20 protein-coding genes are annotated in these 20,491 nt (G+C 65.4%); 11 read left to right on the forward strand and 9 right to left on the reverse strand.

Features of this window, described 5'->3' with window-relative positions:
• Positions 1 to 33 precede the first annotated feature (33 nt).
• The 5 genes from V1460_RS34780 (at position 34) to V1460_RS34800 (ending at position 2,129) form a co-directional block, all read left to right on the forward strand.
• Positions 34 to 312 (forward strand): hypothetical protein, encoded by a 279-nt coding sequence (locus V1460_RS34780; protein WP_338677567.1) that lies wholly within the window; start codon positions 34 to 36, stop codon positions 310 to 312.
• A 12-nt stretch (positions 313 to 324) separates the two neighbouring features.
• Positions 325 to 621: a hypothetical protein gene (locus V1460_RS34785; protein WP_338677568.1), complete on the forward strand. Its 297-nt coding sequence runs from the start codon at positions 325 to 327 to the stop codon at positions 619 to 621.
• Positions 622 to 817: 196 nt separating this feature from the next.
• Positions 818 to 1,039, forward strand: coding sequence for a hypothetical protein (locus V1460_RS34790; RefSeq protein WP_338677569.1), 222 nt, complete (start codon positions 818 to 820; stop codon positions 1,037 to 1,039).
• Between the two features lie 8 nt (positions 1,040 to 1,047).
• Positions 1,048 to 1,785: a GntR family transcriptional regulator gene (locus V1460_RS34795; RefSeq protein WP_338677570.1), complete on the forward strand. Its 738-nt coding sequence runs from the start codon at positions 1,048 to 1,050 to the stop codon at positions 1,783 to 1,785.
• Complete coding sequence (locus V1460_RS34800; RefSeq protein ID WP_338677571.1) at positions 1,782 to 2,129, forward strand: hypothetical protein; 348 nt, start codon at positions 1,782 to 1,784, stop codon at positions 2,127 to 2,129. The genes V1460_RS34795 and V1460_RS34800 overlap by 4 nt, the downstream gene beginning before the upstream one ends.
• 61 nt (positions 2,130 to 2,190) lie before the next feature.
• Here the strand turns inward: V1460_RS34800 and V1460_RS34805 are convergent, their stop codons facing one another.
• On the reverse strand, positions 2,191 to 3,114 hold the full coding sequence (locus V1460_RS34805; RefSeq protein ID WP_338677572.1) for an FkbM family methyltransferase: 924 nt from the start codon (positions 3,112 to 3,114) through the stop codon (positions 2,191 to 2,193).
• Between the two features lie 159 nt (positions 3,115 to 3,273).
• Here V1460_RS34805 and V1460_RS34810 point away from each other — a divergent pair, with 159 nt between their 5' ends.
• From V1460_RS34810 to V1460_RS34815, 3 genes are all read left to right on the forward strand, one after another.
• Positions 3,274 to 3,771, forward strand: coding sequence for a hypothetical protein (locus V1460_RS34810; RefSeq protein WP_338677573.1), 498 nt, complete (start codon positions 3,274 to 3,276; stop codon positions 3,769 to 3,771).
• A 355-nt stretch (positions 3,772 to 4,126) separates the two neighbouring features.
• Complete coding sequence (locus V1460_RS36540; protein WP_407077575.1) at positions 4,127 to 4,825, forward strand: helix-turn-helix domain-containing protein; 699 nt, start codon at positions 4,127 to 4,129, stop codon at positions 4,823 to 4,825.
• A 527-nt stretch (positions 4,826 to 5,352) separates the two neighbouring features.
• The gene (locus tag V1460_RS34815) at positions 5,353 to 8,091 is read left to right on the forward strand and encodes a BTAD domain-containing putative transcriptional regulator (protein WP_338677574.1); all 2,739 of its coding nucleotides are present in this window, start codon (positions 5,353 to 5,355) and stop codon (positions 8,089 to 8,091) included.
• Here the strand turns inward: V1460_RS34815 and V1460_RS34820 are convergent.
• From V1460_RS34820 to V1460_RS34830, 3 genes are read right to left on the reverse strand one after another with little or no spacing between them, the layout of a single operon-like run.
• Entirely contained in the window at positions 8,088 to 9,059 is a 972-nt protein-coding gene (locus V1460_RS34820; RefSeq protein WP_338677575.1) for an aspartyl/asparaginyl beta-hydroxylase domain-containing protein, read from the reverse strand. The genes V1460_RS34815 and V1460_RS34820 overlap by 4 nt on opposite strands.
• A complete protein-coding gene (locus tag V1460_RS34825; protein WP_338677576.1) occupies positions 9,056 to 9,841 on the reverse strand; it encodes a TSUP family transporter in 786 nt (261 codons plus the stop codon). The genes V1460_RS34820 and V1460_RS34825 overlap by 4 nt, the downstream gene beginning before the upstream one ends.
• A 39-nt stretch (positions 9,842 to 9,880) precedes the next feature.
• Positions 9,881 to 10,870: a TauD/TfdA family dioxygenase gene (locus V1460_RS34830; protein ID WP_338677577.1), complete on the reverse strand. Its 990-nt coding sequence runs from the start codon at positions 10,868 to 10,870 to the stop codon at positions 9,881 to 9,883.
• A 357-nt stretch (positions 10,871 to 11,227) separates the two neighbouring features.
• Here V1460_RS34830 and V1460_RS34835 point away from each other — a divergent pair, with 357 nt between their 5' ends.
• The 3 genes from V1460_RS34835 to V1460_RS34845 all read left to right on the forward strand — a co-directional run bounded on the left by V1460_RS34835 (position 11,228) and on the right by V1460_RS34845 (position 15,011).
• The gene (locus tag V1460_RS34835) at positions 11,228 to 11,755 is read left to right on the forward strand and encodes a hypothetical protein (RefSeq protein ID WP_338677578.1); all 528 of its coding nucleotides are present in this window, start codon (positions 11,228 to 11,230) and stop codon (positions 11,753 to 11,755) included.
• A gap of 554 nt (positions 11,756 to 12,309) precedes the next feature.
• Entirely contained in the window at positions 12,310 to 13,494 is a 1,185-nt protein-coding gene (locus V1460_RS34840; RefSeq protein ID WP_338672683.1) for an IS4 family transposase, read from the forward strand.
• A 725-nt stretch (positions 13,495 to 14,219) separates the two neighbouring features.
• Complete coding sequence (locus V1460_RS34845; protein ID WP_338677579.1) at positions 14,220 to 15,011, forward strand: thioredoxin domain-containing protein; 792 nt, start codon at positions 14,220 to 14,222, stop codon at positions 15,009 to 15,011.
• A 1,286-nt stretch (positions 15,012 to 16,297) separates the two neighbouring features.
• On the opposite strand, the gene V1460_RS34850 is transcribed toward V1460_RS34845, so the two are convergent.
• The 5 genes from V1460_RS34850 to V1460_RS34870 form a co-directional block, all read right to left on the reverse strand.
• On the reverse strand, positions 16,298 to 16,915 hold the full coding sequence (locus V1460_RS34850; protein ID WP_338671433.1) for a transposase: 618 nt from the start codon (positions 16,913 to 16,915) through the stop codon (positions 16,298 to 16,300).
• Positions 16,825 to 17,367, reverse strand: a complete 543-nt coding sequence (locus tag V1460_RS34855; protein ID WP_338671432.1) for a winged helix-turn-helix domain-containing protein — start codon at positions 17,365 to 17,367, stop codon at positions 16,825 to 16,827. The genes V1460_RS34850 and V1460_RS34855 overlap by 91 nt, the downstream gene beginning before the upstream one ends.
• Before the next feature lie 372 nt (positions 17,368 to 17,739).
• Positions 17,740 to 19,164, reverse strand: a complete 1,425-nt coding sequence (locus tag V1460_RS34860) for an IS1380 family transposase (protein ID WP_338672180.1) — start codon at positions 19,162 to 19,164, stop codon at positions 17,740 to 17,742.
• 75 nt (positions 19,165 to 19,239) lie between these two features.
• A complete protein-coding gene (locus V1460_RS34865; protein ID WP_338678347.1) occupies positions 19,240 to 19,854 on the reverse strand; it encodes an IS630 family transposase in 615 nt (204 codons plus the stop codon).
• Entirely contained in the window at positions 19,839 to 20,309 is a 471-nt protein-coding gene (locus tag V1460_RS34870) for a helix-turn-helix domain-containing protein (RefSeq protein ID WP_338677580.1), read from the reverse strand. Before V1460_RS34870 ends, V1460_RS34865 begins: the two co-directional genes overlap by 16 nt.
• Between the last annotated feature and the right edge of the window lie 182 nt (positions 20,310 to 20,491).

Here is a 20,491-nt window from a genome sequence, read left to right on the forward strand (position 1 = left end):
ACGCAACGTGATCGCCTGGCGACGGAGGACCCCTTGTCCGCTTCGGAAGTAAGCGCCGAGGCCATCGCCGCCCGGTTGTCCGCCCTCGGGCTCATCCCACGCATTGAGCGCCACACCCGATACACGTCGATCGAAGCGGAGGTTCCGGAGTCGTTCCCTCCCGAGTCCTGGCGGGAGGTGCTGCATGTGATGGCGAAGGCGGATCGGTTCGGGCTCTTCGCCAGCAGCCTCAGCGGCCGCACCTTATGGGCCCTCGTACACAAGACGGTCCCCGCGACGGGCGATGTCCGGGGACCTGGCCATCAGCGATAGGAGCTGATCAGCGTGTTCAACCGTATCCGCCGTGCCGTCTCTCGCACCAGTGAGCGGTACCGCTCGAAGGGCCGCCATCGCCGGTCCGGAACTCCCGCCGATCCGAAGGCTGTTCACGTCGCCAGTGTCGACTGCTCCACAGCGCGGATGCCACGGACCGGGAGCCGCCAAGACGTCCTGGCGGGCGAGGAGACCGCACTCGTCCGGCCTTACGTTCTGGCCGCCGAGGAGCGCGTCACCCGGATGTCCACGCTGCTCCCCGAGGGGTACGCAGCCGGCATCTGGTTCGTGTTGGCGGAGGCGATGTGATGGCGCCCCGGCCGCGGCACATGACGCACGGGAGAAGCGCCCCCTACCGGTCGAGTGCGTGCCTGATCGGAGTCCACCCCGAGTGCGCGCAATCGGACCCGATCGAAGCGCCCGCAGGCGTCCCTGTGATCTACGAGTCATGCGTCTGCCCCTGCCACCGGGCGGATGAGCACGGCTCGCCCGTCGAGGTGGCGCTGTGAGCCGATTGACGCCCGGTGCCATAGCCGGCCCTGTCGAGATCACGTCACGCAGCGTGCGGATCGGCGACGTCGTCCAGGTCGGCGGTCGGCCCTGCCGTGTGATCGATCTCGATCAACTGCCCGGCGGCGCCAAACGACTCCTCTTCGAGTCGGGCGAGTCGCTGACCATGCACCCCCGCACCAAGTTCCTCGCCCTGAGGACACAGAGAAGGTGGTGATCCACTCCATGGCGTATCGCCACCAGTTCATCGCCGATGAGCTGCGGGCCCAGATCTCCACCGGCCGGATCAAGGCCGGGGATCGGCTCCCTTCGGAGTCGCAGCTCGCATCGCGCTACACGGTGAGCGTCCCGACCCTGAGGAACGCCCTCGCGGTCCTCCAGGGGGAAGGCCTGATCGAGAAGGTCCACGGCCTGGGGAACTTCGTCCGGCAGCCGCTCCAGCGGATCACGTACGTCGGCGGCAGCCGAACGGCCGACGTGCACGCCGCTGCGGCGGCAGGTCTGCGTGTCAGTGTCCGTACGGCCAGGTTGAAGGCCCGGGGAATCCTGACCGAACTCATGCAGGTGCCGGCCGGTGCCGCGCTGATCGAGTACCGCTACCTCAGCCTCGAAGGTGAATCCCCGCACAGCCTGAGGCGGGTCTATGTACCCGGCGACACGGCACAGGACGACGGACGCGAGGCCGCCGAACCGCTTGAGGGCGACAGCCTGGTCTCCGGCATCGCACCCCACCCGCCTCTCGCCGAGGTCCGGGAGAGGATCAGCGCCCGCCTCCCCACCAACGAGGAAGCGATGACCCTGCGCATCAGTACCGCCATGGCCGTGCTCTCGATCGAGCGCGTGACGGTCGCCGCCGGCGGGCGGGTGGTCGAGGGGGCGCTCCTGGTGCTTCCTGGTGACCGGGCCGACGCCGTCTTCACCACCCACCACACCATGAGCGAAGAGAGGGGGACGGGAGGATGACCGTCCACAACGAACTGCGCCTTCTGCCCTGGTCGGGGCCCGATGGCAAACCCTGCTTCCTAAGTCCCGCCACCGACGGCGGCTACCTGTCGCGCCTCGCCGACAACACCGAGGCGGTACAACTCGGCCTGAGCGCCGAACTACTGGAACACGCCCTGGACGTGCTGGCGGCCGACGATGCCGAGACCGGGGAACTGCGCCTCCTGGCTTTCGACCTGACCGGGGCACTCCGCGACATCCTCCGCGTGGCGGAGAGCCGCGGCCATCGCCTGCCGACAGCGAGCAACTCTGCTCCCGAGCCTGGCGAGGACGGACCGCACTTGCCAGTCTCGGCCTTCTGCTGACGCCGCTACAAAACGGACGGCCCGGAAACCCGCGCATCGGAGTTCCCGGGCCGTCCGCGCGTCAGGGGAGCGTCTCGGCGTCGACCTTGGAGAAGATCAAATCGCTCTCGCCCGTGACGGATCCGTGGAGCCGCTCCGGAACTCGGGAGGCACCGTGGATCGCCGCCGGGTAAGTCTCCGGGGCGTAGTCGTTGACGAGCCGGTACGGGTGAAAGCCGTGCGCGCTCAGCGTCTCCATCAGCTCCTCGGCGGAATCGCCCAACTGCGCCATCCGGTCAGGTGTCACCTCGACTGTGATCTCCGCGTCAGGCCGAAGCAGCGGCAGCATCGCAGACATCCCCCGCACGACGCTTCCCTCGGCACCTTCGACATCGACCTTGATCACGCGGGCTCGCCGAATCTCATCCTCGGTGAGAAGATCCGGCAGCGGTCGTGCCACCGCCTCGAAGGTCGACTCGGCCTGCCCCTCGTAGGGAACGATGCTGTTGGCTCCCATGTTGGCTGAGCTGGCCAGTACGAACTTCAGGGTCTCCTCCTTGTCCGAGACCGCACCGTTGATCGCGCGGACATTGCCGTACTCGTTGAGTGCGACATTCCGCAGCAGCAACCGGTGGAACACCGGCGACGCTTCAACGGCGACGACCTGTCCCCCGTTCCCGACGAGGTGCGCAGCAAGGAGGGTGTAGTAGCCGATATTGGCGCCGACATCGATATACGTGTCCCCTGGCCGTAGCCGCCGTCGCAGCCAGCCGGTCATGTGTGGCTCCCAGACCCCGAACAGGTAGAGGTACCGCTGGATGAGGTCCTGGGTGTCGACGGCGACCCGAGCGCCGAACTCCGTCTGCGTGAGGCGGCGGCGGGGGTGCTCCTGAAGGTGGTGGTTGAGGTACCGGCCGACAAGAAAAGCCTTGCCGGCTGAGAGCGGAGCATGGCGTACGTACCGCTGCGCGAGAGTCGCGACTGCCTCTGACACGGGGGAGCTCATCCGCTTGCCTCTCTACGGGGACTCACCCGAACCGTAACGCCCGGCCAGACAGCGGCATCTTGTTGCCTCGGTCAATCAGTCGCTGCATCGCTCTGGTCTGTTCGGGGAACGCATGCCACCCTGCCGCCGACGAGCGCTCTTGGGAGACAAGGAGAGGCCATGACCGCACCCCACGGCACCGAAGTCACCACGGCTCAGGAACCAACGGCCACGGCTGAAACAGCCCTGCGGGCCCGCCACAGCGCCCGTGCGCGGAGCGCGGTGGACCGTGCTGTGGCAGCGTGCCGCCATGCCGGAGTCGACGCCAGCCAGGCCAAGCTCGTCCCCAACAGCCCGGCGTCGAAAGCAGCCCACGCGCTGCGCCTGTCCCGCCAGGCCGTCGACGCCTTGGCCGAGACCACCCTCGACCCGGCAGCCGACGCACGCTGCGCCCGCAACGCCGCCGCTACCGCCATGATTGCTGCCCAGGTGGCAAAGGCTCACGACGACGGTGGGGAGCTAGCCGAGGCCGCCTACCGAAGCGCACTCCAGGCCTCGCTGGCCGCAGCGGAGGCAGCTGGCGGCAGTGCCCTGGGGCGGGACGAGGGGCTGAACACCAAGGCCGAGGCTGCTGAGATGGCTGCGGTCGCTGCGGCGGAGGCGGCGGGGTGGACGTAGCCACGGGCGCGAGGCAAGACGCCGTGCGACGGTGCCTCGTCCCGGCCGTCGCCGTTGAAGTCACTGATTGGTGTATTTGGTCTTGGCTGCGAGGGCACCGCTATCAACGACTGCGGCTGACCCGGAGAACTGCACACTCACCGAGGCGCGGTGCCGTCATTCTCTTGTGCGGCGCGGGGCAGGGGCGTCGGGACGACCTGGCGTGCGGGGCCAGCGAAGATGCGGCGTAGCAACGCAATCACCTCAGGTGGAGGCCCCGGGCCAGGGGGCCAACCGCAGATCAGGTCGATTGTCAGAGGGGGGCTCTACAGTCTCAAGCACCTGGCCTGTGCGCGTGGTTGAAAGGGGGCGGGGAGTGCAGCAAGGGGTCTTCGAGGCCTTCTGGTTCACGCTGGGCCCCACCCCAGCCCAGGTGGACGAGTTATCCCGGCATGCTGGTGCGGCACGGTGGGTGTTCAATGACGCGCTGGGCGTGAAGGTGGCCGCGCACCAACAATGGCGGGGTGAGGTGGACGCCCCTGTCGACAGCGGTGTGGCGGAGGCTCGCAAACGGGTGTGCCTGCTTTCCTTCCAAGCCGACGCCCAGAAGCACCTGAACCAGGTCAAGGGCGACCCTCGCACGAGCACCCTCCCGGAGGGTGCGCACGGGCCACGGCCTTGCCCTTGGTGGCTCGAGGTGAACACCTACGCCGTCCAGTCCGCATTCATCGACGACGACCGGCCCTGGAGAACTCTGGCTCGACTCCCTGCGTGGAGTTCGGGCCGGGCGGCGGGTGGGGCTATCTGCGGTTCAGGAAGGAAGAGCTGCATCGGCGGCCTGCCAATGTTCTGGCACGATCAGACCAAGGTCGGCAACTCCACCACGCCTGTGCACGTTGCGGGCCTGAGGGTGAGCACACGCAGTGGCCACAGCGCTCTACACATGGGGTCATCCGCCGTTCATCCGTGCCGCGGCGCACCGCTCACATGCTGTTCGCGAAGCGCGGCGCGCGTCGGCGCCGGATGGCTGGTTCGAAGGCCAGCGCGGCGAGGGTCGCCACGGCACTACGAGTAGCGGAGTTTGCGGGGCGCCCGCGGAGCGAGGTTGCTCACGACAGGGCCTTGCCTGACGCGCTGCGACCCGATCCCGGCAGCTTCAATTGCTATTCGGTCGCCCCGCGCCGCAACGCGTGCCCTTGCCTCAGCAAATGATCAAGGTCACACATGCTGGATTCCGCCTGCGACGCGTGATACTACTGTCACTCAATGTAATGTAAAGTTTACGGAGGACCAGTGCCATCAGCAGTGCCGTCGGGGGACGGCCTGTTGGAAGTCCGCATCCTAGGGGCCCTAGAGGTGCGTGTTGACCAGCAGATACTTGAAGTGTCAGCGCCGCGCCCGAAGTCCGTTCTCGGCGCATTGGCCTTGAATGCAGGGCGGCGCGTAAGCATCGAGTACCTTGCCGAAAGCATATGGGAGTCGGATCTACCGGCGGATCCGGCGAATCAAATCGCCGCAAGTATCTCCTCGCTCCGCCGGAGTTTCCGACAGGGCGGTGTGGGGTTCGATGTCATTGCTACGCGGCGCCCCGGATACGAATTGATGCCTGGAGATCGTGTCCGTATCGACTTCATGGAGTTCCGCACTCTTCAGGCCGAAGCCCGAGCCCGGCATGCCGCCGGAGAGGACCTCCCTGCCCTGTCCCTGCTGAAGTCGGCGATCGGCTTGTGGCGGGGGCCGGTCCTCTCGGGCTCGGCCTGTCGGGTGTGGGAGCCGGAAATCCGCCGCCTAGAGGAGGAGTACTATGCCCTGCGCGAGCAGTGCTCAGACCTGCAACTCAGGCTGGGTCTGCACGAGGACGTAATAACCGAACTGTTTCCGTTCGTTGCACAGCACCCTCTGCTGGAGCGGCCGCGCGCTCAGCTGATGCGCGCGTTGGCCGAGTCCGGTCGGCAAGCTGACGCCCTCCAGCTGTACCAGGACACTGCGGAGCTCCTCGATCGCGAGCTGGGAGTCATGCCCGGCGAGGACCTGCGGCATGCCTTCCAGCTAGTGCTGACCGGTGACGGCAATCTGCGGGGCGTCAGTGTTCACGAGACCGTCCGCCGGCGTCCCACCGAGGCCGTCCCTGCGCAAAGTCATGGCAGCGAGTCGGCAGCGCCTCTCCCGACGACGACAGTGGCAGCTTCGGCGTCGCTCGGCGAGTTCGCTCGCGTGCCTAGCCAGCTACCTGGGGACATCGAGGAGTTCGTGGGCCGGGAGGAGGCGGTGTCGTTCCTGCGCTCGGCACTTGTTCCCCACAGCACCACCGCCCCGGTGGTCGTCGTTGTAGGCCCGGGCGGGACGGGGAAGAGCGCACTCGCCGTGCACGCCGCCCATCAGCTGCGCGAGGTGTTCACGGACGGTCAGCTATACGTCAACCTCGGCGGCATGAGCACCACCCCGGTCTCGGCCCATGAGGTGGCGGGCCGATTTCTGCGGGAGCTGGGGCTGTCCGGGCCAGCCATTCCTGACTCTCCTGACGAACGCGCCGCGCTGCTGCGTAGCCGCCTTGCCGGCCGGCGGATGCTCCTACTCCTAGACAACGCCGAGGATGCCCGGCAGATCACGCTTCTGCTACCCGGCACGGGTAGCTGCGCTGTTCTGGTCACCAGCCGGATGCGGCTGACGACGGTTCCCAACGTCCGCATATTGGAGTTGGGCGTACTGGAGCCCGGTCAGGCTGGACGTCTCCTCGGCCGCTTGGTGGGCGAGGAGCGACTGGCGGCCGAACCGCACGTCGTACGGGAACTCGTCGACTACTGCGGTGGGCTCCCGTTGGCGGTGCGCATTGTGGCTGCAAAGCTGGCTTCTCGGCCGCACTGGCCTCTACGAAGGGCGGCCGCCAGGCTAGCCGATGAGCGACGACGGCTGGACGAGCTCACGCACGAGGGGCTTGAGGTCCGCAGCACCCTGGAACTCTCTCACCAGGGGCTGAGCCCACAGGCACGGCGGTTGTTCCGCAGGCTGGCGCTGTTGGGCAGCGCCGACTTTGCCGAGTGGGTGTGCGCGCCCCTGTTGGGCGATGCACTCCTGGAGGCGGAGGACGCCCTGGGAGAACTTCTGGATGCCCGACTAGTGGACGTTGTCAGTCCCGCGGAGAGCACGAACGTACGCTTCCGCCTGCACGACCTCGTACGGCTGTTCGCCGCAGAGTGCCTGGCGGAGAGTGAGCCGAGCGAGGAGCGTTGCTCAGCCCTGCGCAGGGCCACTGCGACCGCACTGGCCTTGGCCGACCTGGCCCATCGTGAGGTGTGCGGCGGCGACTTCACTGTGGTGCACGCGCTTGATGTGCGGCCCACAGCGGCCGCGGACGTCGTCGGGTACGCAGGAGCCGATCCCCTGGGCTGGTATGAGGAGAATCGCAGTCTTCTCAGTGCGTTGTGCGTTCGAGCTGCCGAGCACGACCACGACGAGCTCGCGTGGGATCTGGCGGCGACCGCACGCTGCCTGTTCAGCGTGCGGTTCCATTTCGACGATTGGCAGCGTACGCACGAAGTCGCTCTGGCTGCCGTACGCCGCCAGGCCAACCATCGGGGGGAAGCCGCACTGCTCCTTGGGCTGGGAGACTTGCATCTGACCCGACGTAGTTACGACGTCGCGACGCCTCTACTGGAACGGTCCGCCTGGTTGTTTGCCGAGGTAGGTGAGCGGCACGGGCACGCCCTGGCGCTGCGCAAGGTCGCCAGTGCTGACCGTATCCTGGGACACACAAAGAGGGCTCTGGCACAGTGGCGCGAGTGCCTTCCCGCGCTCGCCGACGCCGGGGATCTCGAGGCCCAGACCCAGGTGCTTCGCTGGATATCCCAGACCCACCTTGAGTTGGGAGCCTACGACGAGTCGGAGGCGGCCCTGCGCGACGCGGAGCGCATGACCGAATCCTTCCGGGGGCGCAGTGCCGGACAGGTTCGTCTGGCCCGCGCCGACCTCGCTGCTGCCCGCGGGGATCTCACCCTAGCGCTGGAGCTGTACACCAGCGCACTGGAAGCGACCACGGACCTGGGCGACCTCAGCGGTTCGTGCGCCGCCATGCTCGGACTGGGCACTGTGGACGTGCGCGCGGGCCGCACCGCGCAGGGACGGGAAGGCCTCCAGACCGCGCGGACGATGGCTCGCGAGATCCAGGACCCACTCCTAGAACTGGAGGTGCTGCTGAGTCTGGCTGCCGCTCACCGCGCGGAGGACCATCCCGCCCAGGCCGAGGCGCTGTTGAAGGAGGGCGCAGCTCTGTGCCAACGGATCGGTGCTAGGACGCGGCTCGCGCGATTCGACGGCGCATTGGCGGAGCTTTCGGCTCATTAAGCCACCGCCGCGGGCAGGGTTGTTGTGTAGGAGTTCGCACCCTCACGCGCCTGCGCTACCACGGTAGCCGGACCACCGGTCCCTTCCCGGACCTGCAGGGTGCGTTCCTCGCTCCATCCGCACATGCGGAACTCGCCGTGGCCGAGGTGTTCCAACGTGCAGAACGGATGTCCTGCCACCATCAGTCGCAGCTCGCCCCGGTAAGGCACGATTTCGGCTGGAACGACATGCCGCATCGCGCTACGGGGCAAGAAGTGCCCAGGCTGCTCCCAGTTGATGAAGGTTTCCGGCAACGGGAAGCGGCAGCTGAAGCGGCGGAGTTCATCGGGGCCGAGCGGTGCCACGGGACTCCGTTCGAGTGCGGCGGGACCGAGTAGGCTGAATTGGAGGTCTGAGGGAAACAGATTGGCCAAGGACGCCGTGTGATGTAGATCGATCACCGCATGGACAAGTTCCTCATCCGTACCGTTAACCAGGGCGTGCTGTCTCCAGGAAGCGACGAACCATAGCGAACCGGGCTGCCACTTACTGTTGCCGTCAGCGAAGACGACCTGCGATCCGGGACTGCTGACCAGGGGCAGGTGCAAGCGGCACAGGCCCCATGGCGGGCCGTTCTTCGCCACCTGCAGCTTCGTGAAGACGGCTCCCGGAGCCAGCGCCAGCAGACGTACTGAACGCAGGGTGGCTGGCAGGGACCGTAGTACGCCAGCAAGCAGGGGCGTGTGAGCGAGCCAGCGCGTCGCGGCGAAGCCGTGCAGCCCGGGCCCTCCAGGATCGGTTCGTTCGTGATCGCCCCCAGGACTGTGGAGGGCGAGGACCCGCCGACCCTCGCGTGCGGCCAGCGGGGCCCCGGCCGCACGCAACGCGGCGAGTTCGGCGCGCAGCTGCCCGGGGTCGCCCGCTTGGCCCAATTCGACAGAGTTTGGCAGGGACCGGCCCTGGCAGTCGTATATGCGCGGCATCCTCATCCGAACTGGTCGATGGCGAGCTTGAACACCATCACGGTGACCACGACGAGTAGGACACAGCGGACGAAGCCTGAGCCCCTCTTCAACGCCGTCCGAGCTCCGAGAGCGGCGCCCGCGATGTTGCAGACCGCCATGCCGGCACCCAGAGTCCACAAGACGTCGCCCTTCGCAGCAAAGACCACGAGAGCGCCAAGGTTCGTCCCGACGTTCACGACCTTCGCCAGCGCCGAACTCTGTAGAAATTCCATGGACAGCAAGCCCGTGAAGATCATGATGAGGAACGTTCCGGTACCGGGCCCGAACACGCCGTCGTAGAAACCGATGCCACAGCCAGCAAAGGCTACGGCCATCAGCCTCCGCCGTCTGGTGATGACATCGGCGTCCTCGATCACGGATCCGAAGCTAGGGCGCAACGTGACGAACGCCGCCACCCCGATGAGTAGTGCCATGACCACAGGCCTGAACCAGGAATCTGGCACTGCTGAGGCGGTCAAAGCGCCGAAACCTGCAGCCGGCACCGCCATAAGTGCCGCCGGTAGAGCCAGAGAGCGAGGCAGCTTTGTCCGGCGCCCGTACGTGACAGCGGCCACCGCGGTGCCCGTTATCGCGGTTAGCTTATTGGTACCCAGGGCGACGGAAGGTGTCATATGAGGAAACGCAAGCAACAACGCAGGTATCAGCAACAGTCCGCCACCACCGACTACAGCATCCACCCAGCCGGCAGCAGCAGCTACCGCCATGAGCCCTGCCGCGTCGATGACATTCAGTGACAGTTCCATCATCGCTCAATTCAATGTTCTTAAGAGCTCATGCTCACGCGTTCAGAGGATCCCGGTTATGCGTGCTAGATCCGGAATTACTCGCTTCTTTGGCATCATTTGCTCTGCCCACCGCGGGATCGCCCGCAACGAGTAGCAACGACGAAGCCAGCGATCTTGGCCGTCATAGCGGGGGGTGAATGAGGAACGCCCGTGCGCTGCAATATGGTTGTCGACGAGGACGAGGTCGCCCGGCCGAAGGATGACATCCTGGCAGACTGATTCCAGCGCTGCCGAGAAGGCCTGCAAGGCAGCGGTACCTTCGGCATCCGGTGCCGTGGTGTTGTGGGAGTTGAACCGCATGAACAGGTCACGGTTCTGCCCAAACAGGACGGGGTGAGGGCCGGCAGTCGGGCGAGGGCCGGAAATATTCCGCGCAAATGACGTCGGATAGGTGCTGGTGAAGCGAGCAGAACGCAGCACCTCCTGCTGATCGCCCGTCAACAGCTCCGCCGCCTCGCGAACGGAGGCCACCCGCGTAGCAGCCACGCCGTCGTGATCTTGGCGCAGACAGATCAGACCGAGGAAGTCGGGGCGCAGCGGGTGATGCACATTTTCCGTGTGGAAGTCGAATGCAACCGAACCGCTGTTCTCGATGCGCTTCTCCTCGCCCGCAACCGGGTGCACCTCATGGATCAACGCGCCGTTCTTCTCATCCTGGTAGCCAATCAGGGAGCCCACCAGATCTGCGACTAGCTTCAACGTGCCCGAGGTTCCATGACTTGCAAGCACCGTAGAGCCATGCTTGTCGGGGGTAGGAGGGAGATCCCCGATCTCCAGCCCGCTCAAGAGAAAGTAGCCCTTGCGGGATCGCCCTGAAGCAAACTGAAGCAAACCATTACGGACTGTCTTCGGTATGTCTAGTAGCAGGTCAGCCACCTCGGTGGCCTCAGCACTCTGCAACTCGGCGGCCCGAATGGACAGATCCCAGATCTGCCGAGCATCTGCAGCCGAAAGGACAAATTCCGACTGATCAATAGTAGCCAGACTCATCAAAGCCTCCCACTCCTTCTGTCCCCCAAAGGGCTTCACAGAAGGTAAGTTACATGTGGGTCATGTTGATTGAATGTCATTTCGATGTCAGCCCTTCTGTTGCTTAACAGAACAGACTTGTCGGGCATGTTTCCTGCCCCGCTAACCGCCTTGACATGACGTCAGCAGGCATCTATGTTCTTCGAATCGTGAGGCAGCGCGTCGCTTCTTCCTCACCGGCAGACAAGTTCGGCATGACCCCTGAGCGTGGACGCAGCTGGCGACACGCATAGGTTCGAGGCAAATAGATGATCTCGCCATCGAGGGCAAGCCTTTGGTGCGCCAGCGAATCCCTTCCGCAAGTTGTACGACATATTCATGTCCACCCACCAAAGGGTTCTTGAACCATCTCCCTATTTAAGAGGAAATGGGCACCGGATTTCCTGCTGCCGCCTCGCGGTAACAAATGGCACACAGGATCAACAAAACGGGAGAGTCAAAATGAAGAGTAAAAAGGTAATTACAGTGCTTGCTGCAGTTGGTGCCGTGATGCTGGCAAGTACGCCGGCATACGCTGGAAGTAATGGGTCGGCAGTGAGCATAGATATGGACTCTTCAGGTCTCCGCACCTGGCGTGCACAAACGTCCTTCTATCACGATGGTGACTCCTGGAAAGTCTGGGACACTGCATCCGACGGTCACCGTGCCGGCGGCTCCGTCTACTGGTCTGACTCTGCAGGAAATCACCAGATCGTTACATGGGACACTTCTGGATCTGATGACGGCGTATATGGTTCCGGTTCTTACAACATCCCTGAAGGTGTGCGTGTGACCATTCGCTCGTGGCATCAGAACGGTTCCAACGGGACTGCAGAGGATATCGCTTATGGATATGCCACCGCCTGATGGATTCCTAAAGAGGTTCTGTGCCGTAATATGAGCACCCCTCCTCAGTATGCTGGCTCTTGCGGGGCCCCGCGGAAGTCTGCTGGGCGCGTATTTCGACAATGCGACGAGGCGCCGTAGCTGGCGTGTGATCACGCGGTACTTTTCGAGCACGCCTTCGCCGCGTCCACCGCAACGTGCTGGACAGTCGCCCGCCCTGCGCCACCTCAACTGGCTGGGTCGCCCAAGAGACCGCCAGTTCGACCGGCATGCCATGGATCATTCCCGGGACAGCCCTTTAGTGAAATCGACTAAGGGCTGTCCTGGGTGCGTACTGATAGTGGAGGCACCCTGGTCGCTGCCCGGGATCACACGCCCTCGAACGACTGCAAGGCGCGGGAGCTGGCCGGCACGTAGGCCGCCGCCGGCAAACGCGTCCGTGGATCGCGGGCAGCGGCTGCCGGAGGCACCGGCCTGGTCATCCCCCACCGCGGCCAATCGAGCTCCCGGTCTAGACACAATGCCGTTGACATAGGTTGCTGATGGTGGTTCAACGGATACAGGGGGTGGTGTCCGTGGCTGTTCGGCTGGTGGACCGTGTGGTGTTGGGAGACCTGACGGCGGTTTATCCGCCGGAGTTGGTGGATGTGGTCCTGTCCAAGACGGAGTCGCGGGAGGCCCGGGTCCGGCTGTTACCTGCGCGGCTGATGGTGTACTTCATGCTCGGCAAGGCGTTGTTCTCCCCGGATCCGTACCGGGAGGTGCTGCGCAAGCTGGCGGAGCCGGCCCGGCGGGATGGCGGGTGGGGTGGGTGGCGCATCCCGGACAAGGCAGCGGTTTTCCGGGCGCGGAAGAACCTCGGTGTCGCCCCGTTGCGTGAGCTGTTGGCACAGGTGGGGCCGGGAGTGGCGGACGAGTCGACGCCGGGGGCGTTCTGGCGGGGACTGCGGTTGATGGCGATCGACGGCACCACGCTCGAGGTGGCCGACACTGCGGCCAACGAGGAGGCGTTGGGTCGGCCGGCGGCCCGGACGGGGGGACCGTCGGGGTACCCACTGGCCCGGGTGGTGGCGCTGATCGAGTCCGGGACGCATGTGGTCACCGATGCCGAGGTCGGGCATTACCGGTCCGGTGAACGGGGCCTGGCGGCCGAGCTCGCCCGCAGCCTGCGGCCGGGGATGCTGGTACTGGCAGACCGGGGCCTGCCCGGGGTGCATCTGTGGAAGCAGCTCGCGGCAACCGGCGCCGACCTGCTGTGGCGGGTGCCCAAGCTGTGGAAACTGACACCCGAACAGGTCCTCGCGGACGGTTCGTGGATCGCCACCGTGCACGGCGGCCGGGGCCGCAGCAGGCAACCGGTCCAGGACGTGCGCGTCCGGGTGGTCGAGTACGTCCTGGACGATGCCGGCCGCGCCCCGGACGAGCACTACCGACTCGCCACCACGCTCATGGACCCAACCGCGGCCCCAGGCCGGGAACTGGCCGCGCTGTACGCGGAGCGGTGGGAAGCGGAGACCACCCTGGCCGAATGGAAGACCACCCAGATCGGCTCCGGCAACGTGCTGACCAGCAAGAGCCCCGACCTGGTAGAGCAAGAGATCTACGCGCACCTGGCCGTTCACACCGCACTGCGGTCCCTGATGCACACCGCAGCCCTCCACCACGCCACCCCGATCGATCCCGACCGACTGTCCTTCGCCGCCGCCCTGCGCGCCGCCCGCCGCAGCGTCACTTCGCTGACCGGCGCTTTTCCCCCCTGAGCACCTGACCGCCGAGATCACCCACTTCTGCACCGAGCTGTGGCAGGAAATCAACCCACCCCGACGGCTGCGGACCGTCCTACGCCAGGTCAAACGCAAGATGTCCAAGTTCCCAGCCTGGAACCCCGGCCGTCCCAAACCTGTACAGCCGACCAGGACGTCACACCAAGCAGTCAAGATCATCCCAGCCGTGAAACCGCCACCGGATCCCTAAAGTCAACGGCATTGGGTCTAGACAGAGGAACACAAATATCTCCCACCGCATGGTCCGCGTCCGCGAACCGCCTAGTGGCTGCGGGAAGGGAGCGGGATCGGTGGTGGTCGGTGATGCGTTCGACGGACAACTTCGACACGACGAATAGCGGGCGAGCTGGCAGCGTCGGGTACCTCTACCAGTACCCGGCGACGAGCAGGGTCCCGGTCCCCCAGCGGCAGGCTCCAGGGCCGAATCTTGTGCACCAGATTCGTCCCCTCCCGCCGCAAGGCGGCGACGAGCTTTGCCGAAGCAGCGCGGGCTGAGCCGGTGAACCGGCCTACCCAGGACGCCTCCGACGACTGTAACCACACTGGATCACCCGAGACAGCTTTTATACCGCACGCGAGTTCATCACGTCACCATGAATGGAAAATACGAGACAATGTGCAGCACGAAATCCACTTTGGTTAGCAATTCTGCCCGAGAGCGACTGAGGAAGCACCAAGAACGCGACAAGAGGAGGAGCAAGGTGCGCAATATTCTTAAAGTTTCCGCAGTAATGATTGCGGCGATACTCGGGGTCAGTGGACTATGGTACGGAGTGCCGCAATCCGCGAACTCCACCCATGCACTTACACGTCCTAACGAAAGTAAACCAAGCCAGGCTGCTTACTGGCACGATGTAATGGATTCCGAGCTCATCACACCAGCGAATATGGATGGGAAAGTTAGTGACGGTATCTTGATCGGCAGAGGGGATGCGAAAAAGACCCTGGAAATTTATCTGGATCCAAGCTGCCAAGTTTGCGCTAAGTTCCAAGAGGCTGTTGGCGAGAAGATCAAAAAGGACATCGAGGAAGGAAAGTACAGGGTTCGTTTCATCTATGGAACCATCACTGATGGCGACCTCTTTGCCATCAGGGAATTCGGCGCGAAGTCTAGCGCCAAGAATGCCCTGAGTTCACTTGGCGCCGCATTGAATGTCAGCAAGAATGCGTTTATTGAATATCAGGCCGCGCTCTTCTCCAGCACGTGGCACAAGGAGGGTTCGCTTGATTCATTCGAGGATGACGAGTACCTGATCAAAATAGCTAACACAGTACCGGAACTGAGACTGAATCAGGATTTTAGGAAGCATGTACGAATTGGAACCTTTGATAGGTGGTCTCTAGGACTTTCTCAGTCGTTCGAAGAATCAGGCGTGCCGACCACGCCTACTTTGATAATGTCAGGAAAGAAGATCACCTCGAATGACGGGGTGAGTATTCCGCTAACTGAGGCCCAGTTCACTGCTGGGATCGAAATGGCGCTCAAGGGCTAACGCGGCGACAGCATATGGCCGGCTAAATCGAGGCGCGCAATGGGACCGCCACGACCGGACGGCCACGACAAAGGCAGTGGGCGCCCTCCGTCAGCGTGTTGGGGCTCAGCAGCGTGGCGACCGCGATGGTGAAGACGATGGATGCTTCCTAGTTGGGCCGCATGCTGGCGGGCGTCCAGTCCGGGCCACTCGATGGCCTCGCATAGCGCGTACGCTGCTTGGATACCGTGGCGCTTCTGGGCGACGACGATCCTGAAGTAAGTCAGATCGCCCTCCTCAGCCTCCCTTGTCCCGACGCCGAACAGACCACGCGGCTCCTCGCGAACTCGGCGGCCAGTGGAAACTCTCCGGCGTCCTCGAACGAGCCATCCTCAGCCGCGACCTTGCCGAACGCTTGACCGCCGACCCCGACCACCAGGCCGCCGTCGCAAGCGATCCCACACCGCCCCCGACCTCGTCCAGAGGCTCGCCACCTCCCCAGACACCAACGTCCGCCTGCTCGTATCCGCTCGTCCGGAACTCACCGAAGCAACGCCTCCTCATCGACCACCGTGTCGCCCCGGAAGACCGCCTCCCTCCGCATGCCTGGGTGCTCGAAGTAGGCCGACACGCTCCCGACCTCCTGCGCCGCTGCGCGACTTCCGCACATCTGCGGCTCCGTCACAGCGCTGCGGCTTGCCCGGCTTTCCGGACGACCTCGTCACTCAGCTCGCCCACGGCGATGACTTCGCCGTACGCCTCCTGCTGGCGGAGAACCACTCCAACGCCCCTGCCCAACAACCAACTTCCCACACGCGGCCTCGCCGTCCGCTTAACCCATGCCCCCGATCCGTCCACCGGCGGCCGGCCTTCCTGAACCCGGACTTCGATCCGCTCTCTCTGGATGCCCTCAGCAAACATCCGCACGCCAGGAAACCTGCACCCGCTCACCCCCGGCTACCCCTGCCCCGTCTGTGGCTGATGTTCGCCGACCCGGCACGAGTTACGCAGCGGCGGCTAACCCTTCTCTCCCCACTCCGGATATGCACCGCTTGCTCGACAAGGCCGGGGGCCCGTTGACGGTTCACGCAAGGCGGGGCATGCAGAGGTCCCGCTCGCAGCTGTACCCAGCCGGGTGCGCACGCCACTGATACGAAGATGGGCTGGTGCGCCAGGCCCGGGTTGCTGCCTCAATCGCGTTACAGGTGTTCTCCGACAGGTAATGGAAGAAGCCCACCGCCTTCGGGGCGCCTCGACAACCTTGCTCCTTCCTACTGAGGTTGAACTCGCGATAGCGGGCGGGTTGGTCATGGCGGTTCGATGAACAGGCCGGTCTCGGCGAGGCAGCCGTCAAGCAGGTGCGGGCGGTACTGGATCTTCTTCAGCTTGCGCTTCATGACGCGGACGAGGTGATCGAGGTTGGCGGCGGCGAAGTTCTCCAGCGACCGTTTGAGCAGCGACCACACTCCCTCGGCCGGGTTGAGGTCGGGAGCGTAGGAGGGCAGCTGGAACACCCTCAGCCACTCTTCGTTCTCCGCGATGAAGTCCGCGAGCTCGCCGGTCAGGTGGACATTCAGGTTGTCCCACACCCACACGATCGGGGTGCCGAGCTGGTGGTGCGCGAGCACGATCAGCTCGCGGTAGTCCCTCCAGGCGAAGCTCTTGCGCTCGCCCTTGCGTCCGCGCCAGACGTGCAGCCGGTAGAAGAAGTGCGGCCGGGCACCGGGCTTGAAGCACACGACGCCGGCCACCGAGGCCCGGCCCCGGTTGCTGCCGCGTACCCGCATCACCGGGGTCTGGCCGCGCGGCGCCCAGGTACGTCCCTTCGGCGGCCTCAGCCCCTGGCCCGCTTCGTCCTCGAAGCAGATGTAGGCGCCCAGGTCCGCCGCGGCACTTTTACCCGCGGCCACACCTCGTCCTTCCATACCTCGACCGCCTCGTCGTCCCGCTCGATCGCCCGGTGAGCGGGCACCTGCGCGGACCATCCGTGCCGCCGCAGCAGTTTCCACACACCCTGCACGGTGTAGCCGACGTGGAACATCCGCCCGATCAGCGTCTTGATCCGCACCAGTGTCCAGCCCTGGCCCTCGTCCCAGCCGTGCGCCAGCGGTCCCCGTGCCAGCTCCCGCTCCAGACGCTCCCACTGCCGGGGCGAGAGCCGCTCCACCGACATCGGCCCCTTGGAGCGCAGGGCGTCCAGGCCGCCCTCGCGCCAGGACCGGCGCCACTTCTCTACCTGCCGCTTGCCGACCCGTAACCCGGCCGCGATCTCAGCGGTCTTCTCACCCCGCCCGAACCGCGCGCCTGCCTCCAACCGCACCCGTTCCCGGGCCTGTTGCCCCTTCGGCGTCAGCCCGCCTCCCTGCGCGTACCTCATGAACCCGGCATACCGCAGGGATCACGAACTGTCACGACCAGCCGTCATCGCGAGTTCAACCTCAGTAGCAGCGTGTCGCGGCTAATTATTGGGATACAGGTGACGCAGTTTGATGCGTGCGCCGTGGGTGGTGAAGTGCCAGTTCACCTGGCGTTGGTCGGTGTTGGTGGCGTTCTGCCAGGCCGAGAGTTCCGTGTTGACCTCGATCTGTCAGCGGTGATCGCTGCCGGGTAGCGTCTTCGGCTCGCCCTGTTTGTCCCGCGTATTGGCGGGTGGGGCCGTCGCGTGTCGCTGCGGCTGCGCCGGGTTCCACGGTCCCGGTGGTGGTGCCGGTCTCTCCTTCCTGGTCTTCGTCGGGGCGGGGTCCGCGCGTCAGGTGACGGCGGAAAGCTCGGTCAGACGCCGCCAGGCCGTGGCGAATGCCCTGGCCCAGGGCCAGTCGGCAGGGAGGCGGAGGTGCCGGCGGCGGGCGTGGTGGGCGAGGCGGGCGGGCAGGTGGTAGATCCGAAAGCGCATGGTGTCGGGTTCGGCGTCGGCGAGGCCGTCCTGGTCGTGGAGGGCCAGGAGACGGAGCCAGGCGTCGAGGTCGGCCGCGAGGTTCGCGGTCAGCATCCAACTCGTGTTGTTCTGCCAGGATTTCGAGGGCAGGTTGTGCAAGCCCATGGCCTTGTTCGTGCGCACGCGGTCTTCGACCACGGCATGGTGGCGGTGCACGGCGTCCAGCCACTGGATCTGGTGGGAGCCGACGACCCGGGTCATCTTGTTGATGTTCGTGGCGATGACCGAGTACTTCCAGCCGGTCTTCTTCTCGAAGTCGGTCAGGTTCGCCAGGTGGCGGCTGGAGGGTCTGACCCGGCGGACGATCAGCCGCAGGCCCCGGCTCCAGCCCTCGCGTCCGTTCAGTCCGCTCAACTCGGCGACGAAGTAGCCCTCCTGGACGCTGCCGTCCTGGTTGAGGGATGCCTCCCACGCTGCCTCGGGCAGTTTCGCGATGGCCTGCTCGTCGGCCTCGGTGATGGTCCAGCCGGTGGTGAAGCGGACCGTGCGCCGACGCGTGTTCAAGCCGAGGAGATGTTCGTGCAGGCCGTGGGTCGCGCCGGCCCCGTCGACCCGCACGAGGATCTTCGCGCGCGAGGAGCCCGGGATCTGGGCGAGCGCATCGGCGAGCACCGCCTTGTGGTCGGCGACCGTGTTCGAGCCCGCGTTGCCGCTCCGCAGCAGCATCGCCAGACACTCGCCGGTGTTCGCGCACCACGCGGCCAGAGGATGAAACCCGAAGCTCTTCTTCCAGGTCGCCGCCGCGCCCTCTTTCTTCGAGGCGGCCGTGATGATCGTTGCGTCCATATCGACGATCACCCAGTGGTGCAGGCGTTTCCCGGCGATGGTCAGCCAGGGAAATCCGCCGGGCCGCAGCGCCAGCCACGACCACACCGTACGGCGGATCCGCGCCCGGGCCCGGTTGATCGCCGCGATCCGGTCGGCGTCACACAGGTTCAGGGTGCGGTGCACCGTGGAGTCCGAGACGCCCGGGCCCATCACCCGCTCATGGTGCCAGGCGAGCTGTCCGGCCTCGGCCACACTGCGGGCGCCGAGCGCGATCGATATCGCCAGGTGGACGAGGACCACTGCCCGGTCCCGCCAGCCCGGACCGCCGGTCGGGAACACCCCGGACAGGGCCCCGGTCAGCCCCGACCGGTCCGCAAGGCGCCGCAGCAACACCACCCCGGCATGCCCGACCAGGCCTTTCCCGTCAGCCCTCACGACCAGGCCCCGGTCCCACCCTGTACGCTCGCTCACCAGAAAGGTGTCCTGACTCCTGCACCCGATGCTTCCTCGACAGTCGCATCCTCGCAGTTCAGGGCACCTTTTCTGCTACCGGGCCGTCAGATCATCGAATTCCGCTGACTGTTCAGGGTTGAGGCTGTCGAGGTTGCTGATCCGGCGATGGAGGCATTGCCGGGCCAGCGCGGAGAGTTCGATCTCGGCGATGTTGAGCCATGACCCGTGCTTGGGCGTGTGGTGGATCTCGAGGCGCTGGGCCAAGGCGAAGGCTTCTTCTGGTTCGAATGCCTCGTACAGTGAGGCGATGCCGTGGGTGTTGAGGTTGTCCATCACCAGCACGACGGTCTCGGCGTCGGGATAGTCCACGCTCAGTAACTGCTTGACCTGGCCGGCCCAGTCGATCCGGGTCCGCCGGGACAGCGCCTGAACTCGACGCCATCCACGCAGGGGTTCGACCCACACGAAGATGGAGCACGTGCCGCGGCGGATGTACTCGCTGTCCTGGCAGGCGTCGTGACCGGGGCGGGCCGGCAGCGGGCCGCGGGCATGGTCGAGGAGCTGGTAGGGCTTCTCGTCCATGCACACCACGGGACGTGCCGGATCGTAGGGCCGGGCATAGACGGCCAGCACGTCTTCCATCCGGGCTGCGAACTGCGCGTTCGCCCGTGGTGGGATGGTCCAGCACTTCTTCAGGTGAGGACGCAGTTCCGTTTTTTTAGAACCCGCCCGATGGTGGAGTGGTCCAGATCAGGGATGTCCTCGACCAGCGCGACATGCTTCTCCAGCAGCCGCAGCGACCACCGGGCATAGCCCTGGGGCGGCTGTGAGCACGCCATCGCGATCAGCCGGGCCTCGGCCTCGCCGGTCACCGGCGAGGGCACCGGCGGCAGGTCGCGCTTCTTCCGCGCGATCGTGGCCTGGACATCGCCGCCTGTCTCGGCGAAACGCATGGCGACCAGCCGCAGAGTCTCGCCCGAGACCCCGACCCGGGCAGCGATCGCATCCTGTGAGTCGATCTCACCCGCAGAGGCATCCAGCGCGAGCAGCACCCGTGCCCGCCTGATCACCGAGGCCGGACGGACCCCCGTCGTGGTCACCCGAACCAACTCTTCACGATCAGCCGAGGTCAGCACCACCGGCCTCTTCTTCTGCGAACCCATCGGACCAACTCCCGCCCGGCAGAAGGGAAGGAACATCTGCCAGACGCCATCATCCTAACCAAACAACCCAGGACTAAGCAGCGACACGCTACTAGTTGGCTGAAACTTGGGGTGTCACATCCGTCACCCTGTCACAGGAGGCTGTGAGCTGGACAAACACACGTACAACTGCCGTGACACCG

The sequence above is a fragment of the Streptomyces sp. SCSIO 30461 genome (assembly GCF_037023745.1).
Taxonomy (GTDB): Bacteria; Actinomycetota; Actinomycetes; order Streptomycetales; family Streptomycetaceae; genus Streptomyces.

Coding starts and splice junctions, on each gene's coding strand:
- V1460_RS34795 (WP_338677570.1), top strand. CDS start 1,048: ATGGCGTATCGCCACCAGTTCATCGCCGATGAGCTGCGGGCCCAGATC.
- V1460_RS34800 (WP_338677571.1), top strand. CDS start 1,782: ATGACCGTCCACAACGAACTGCGCCTTCTGCCCTGGTCGGGGCCCGAT.
- V1460_RS34805 (WP_338677572.1), bottom strand. CDS start 3,114: ATGAGCTCCCCCGTGTCAGAGGCAGTCGCGACTCTCGCGCAGCGGTAC.
- V1460_RS34810 (WP_338677573.1), top strand. CDS start 3,274: ATGACCGCACCCCACGGCACCGAAGTCACCACGGCTCAGGAACCAACG.
- V1460_RS34815 (WP_338677574.1), top strand. CDS start 5,353: ATGCCTGGAGATCGTGTCCGTATCGACTTCATGGAGTTCCGCACTCTT.
- V1460_RS34820 (WP_338677575.1), bottom strand. CDS start 9,059: ATGAGGATGCCGCGCATATACGACTGCCAGGGCCGGTCCCTGCCAAAC.
- V1460_RS34825 (WP_338677576.1), bottom strand. CDS start 9,841: ATGATGGAACTGTCACTGAATGTCATCGACGCGGCAGGGCTCATGGCG.
- V1460_RS34830 (WP_338677577.1), bottom strand. CDS start 10,870: ATGAGTCTGGCTACTATTGATCAGTCGGAATTTGTCCTTTCGGCTGCA.
- V1460_RS34835 (WP_338677578.1), top strand. CDS start 11,228: ATGTCCACCCACCAAAGGGTTCTTGAACCATCTCCCTATTTAAGAGGA.
- V1460_RS34850 (WP_338671433.1), bottom strand. CDS start 16,915: ATGGAAGGACGAGGTGTGGCCGCGGGTAAAAGTGCCGCGGCGGACCTG.
- V1460_RS34855 (WP_338671432.1), bottom strand. CDS start 17,367: ATGAGGTACGCGCAGGGAGGCGGGCTGACGCCGAAGGGGCAACAGGCC.
- V1460_RS34870 (WP_338677580.1), bottom strand. CDS start 20,309: ATGGGTTCGCAGAAGAAGAGGCCGGTGGTGCTGACCTCGGCTGATCGT.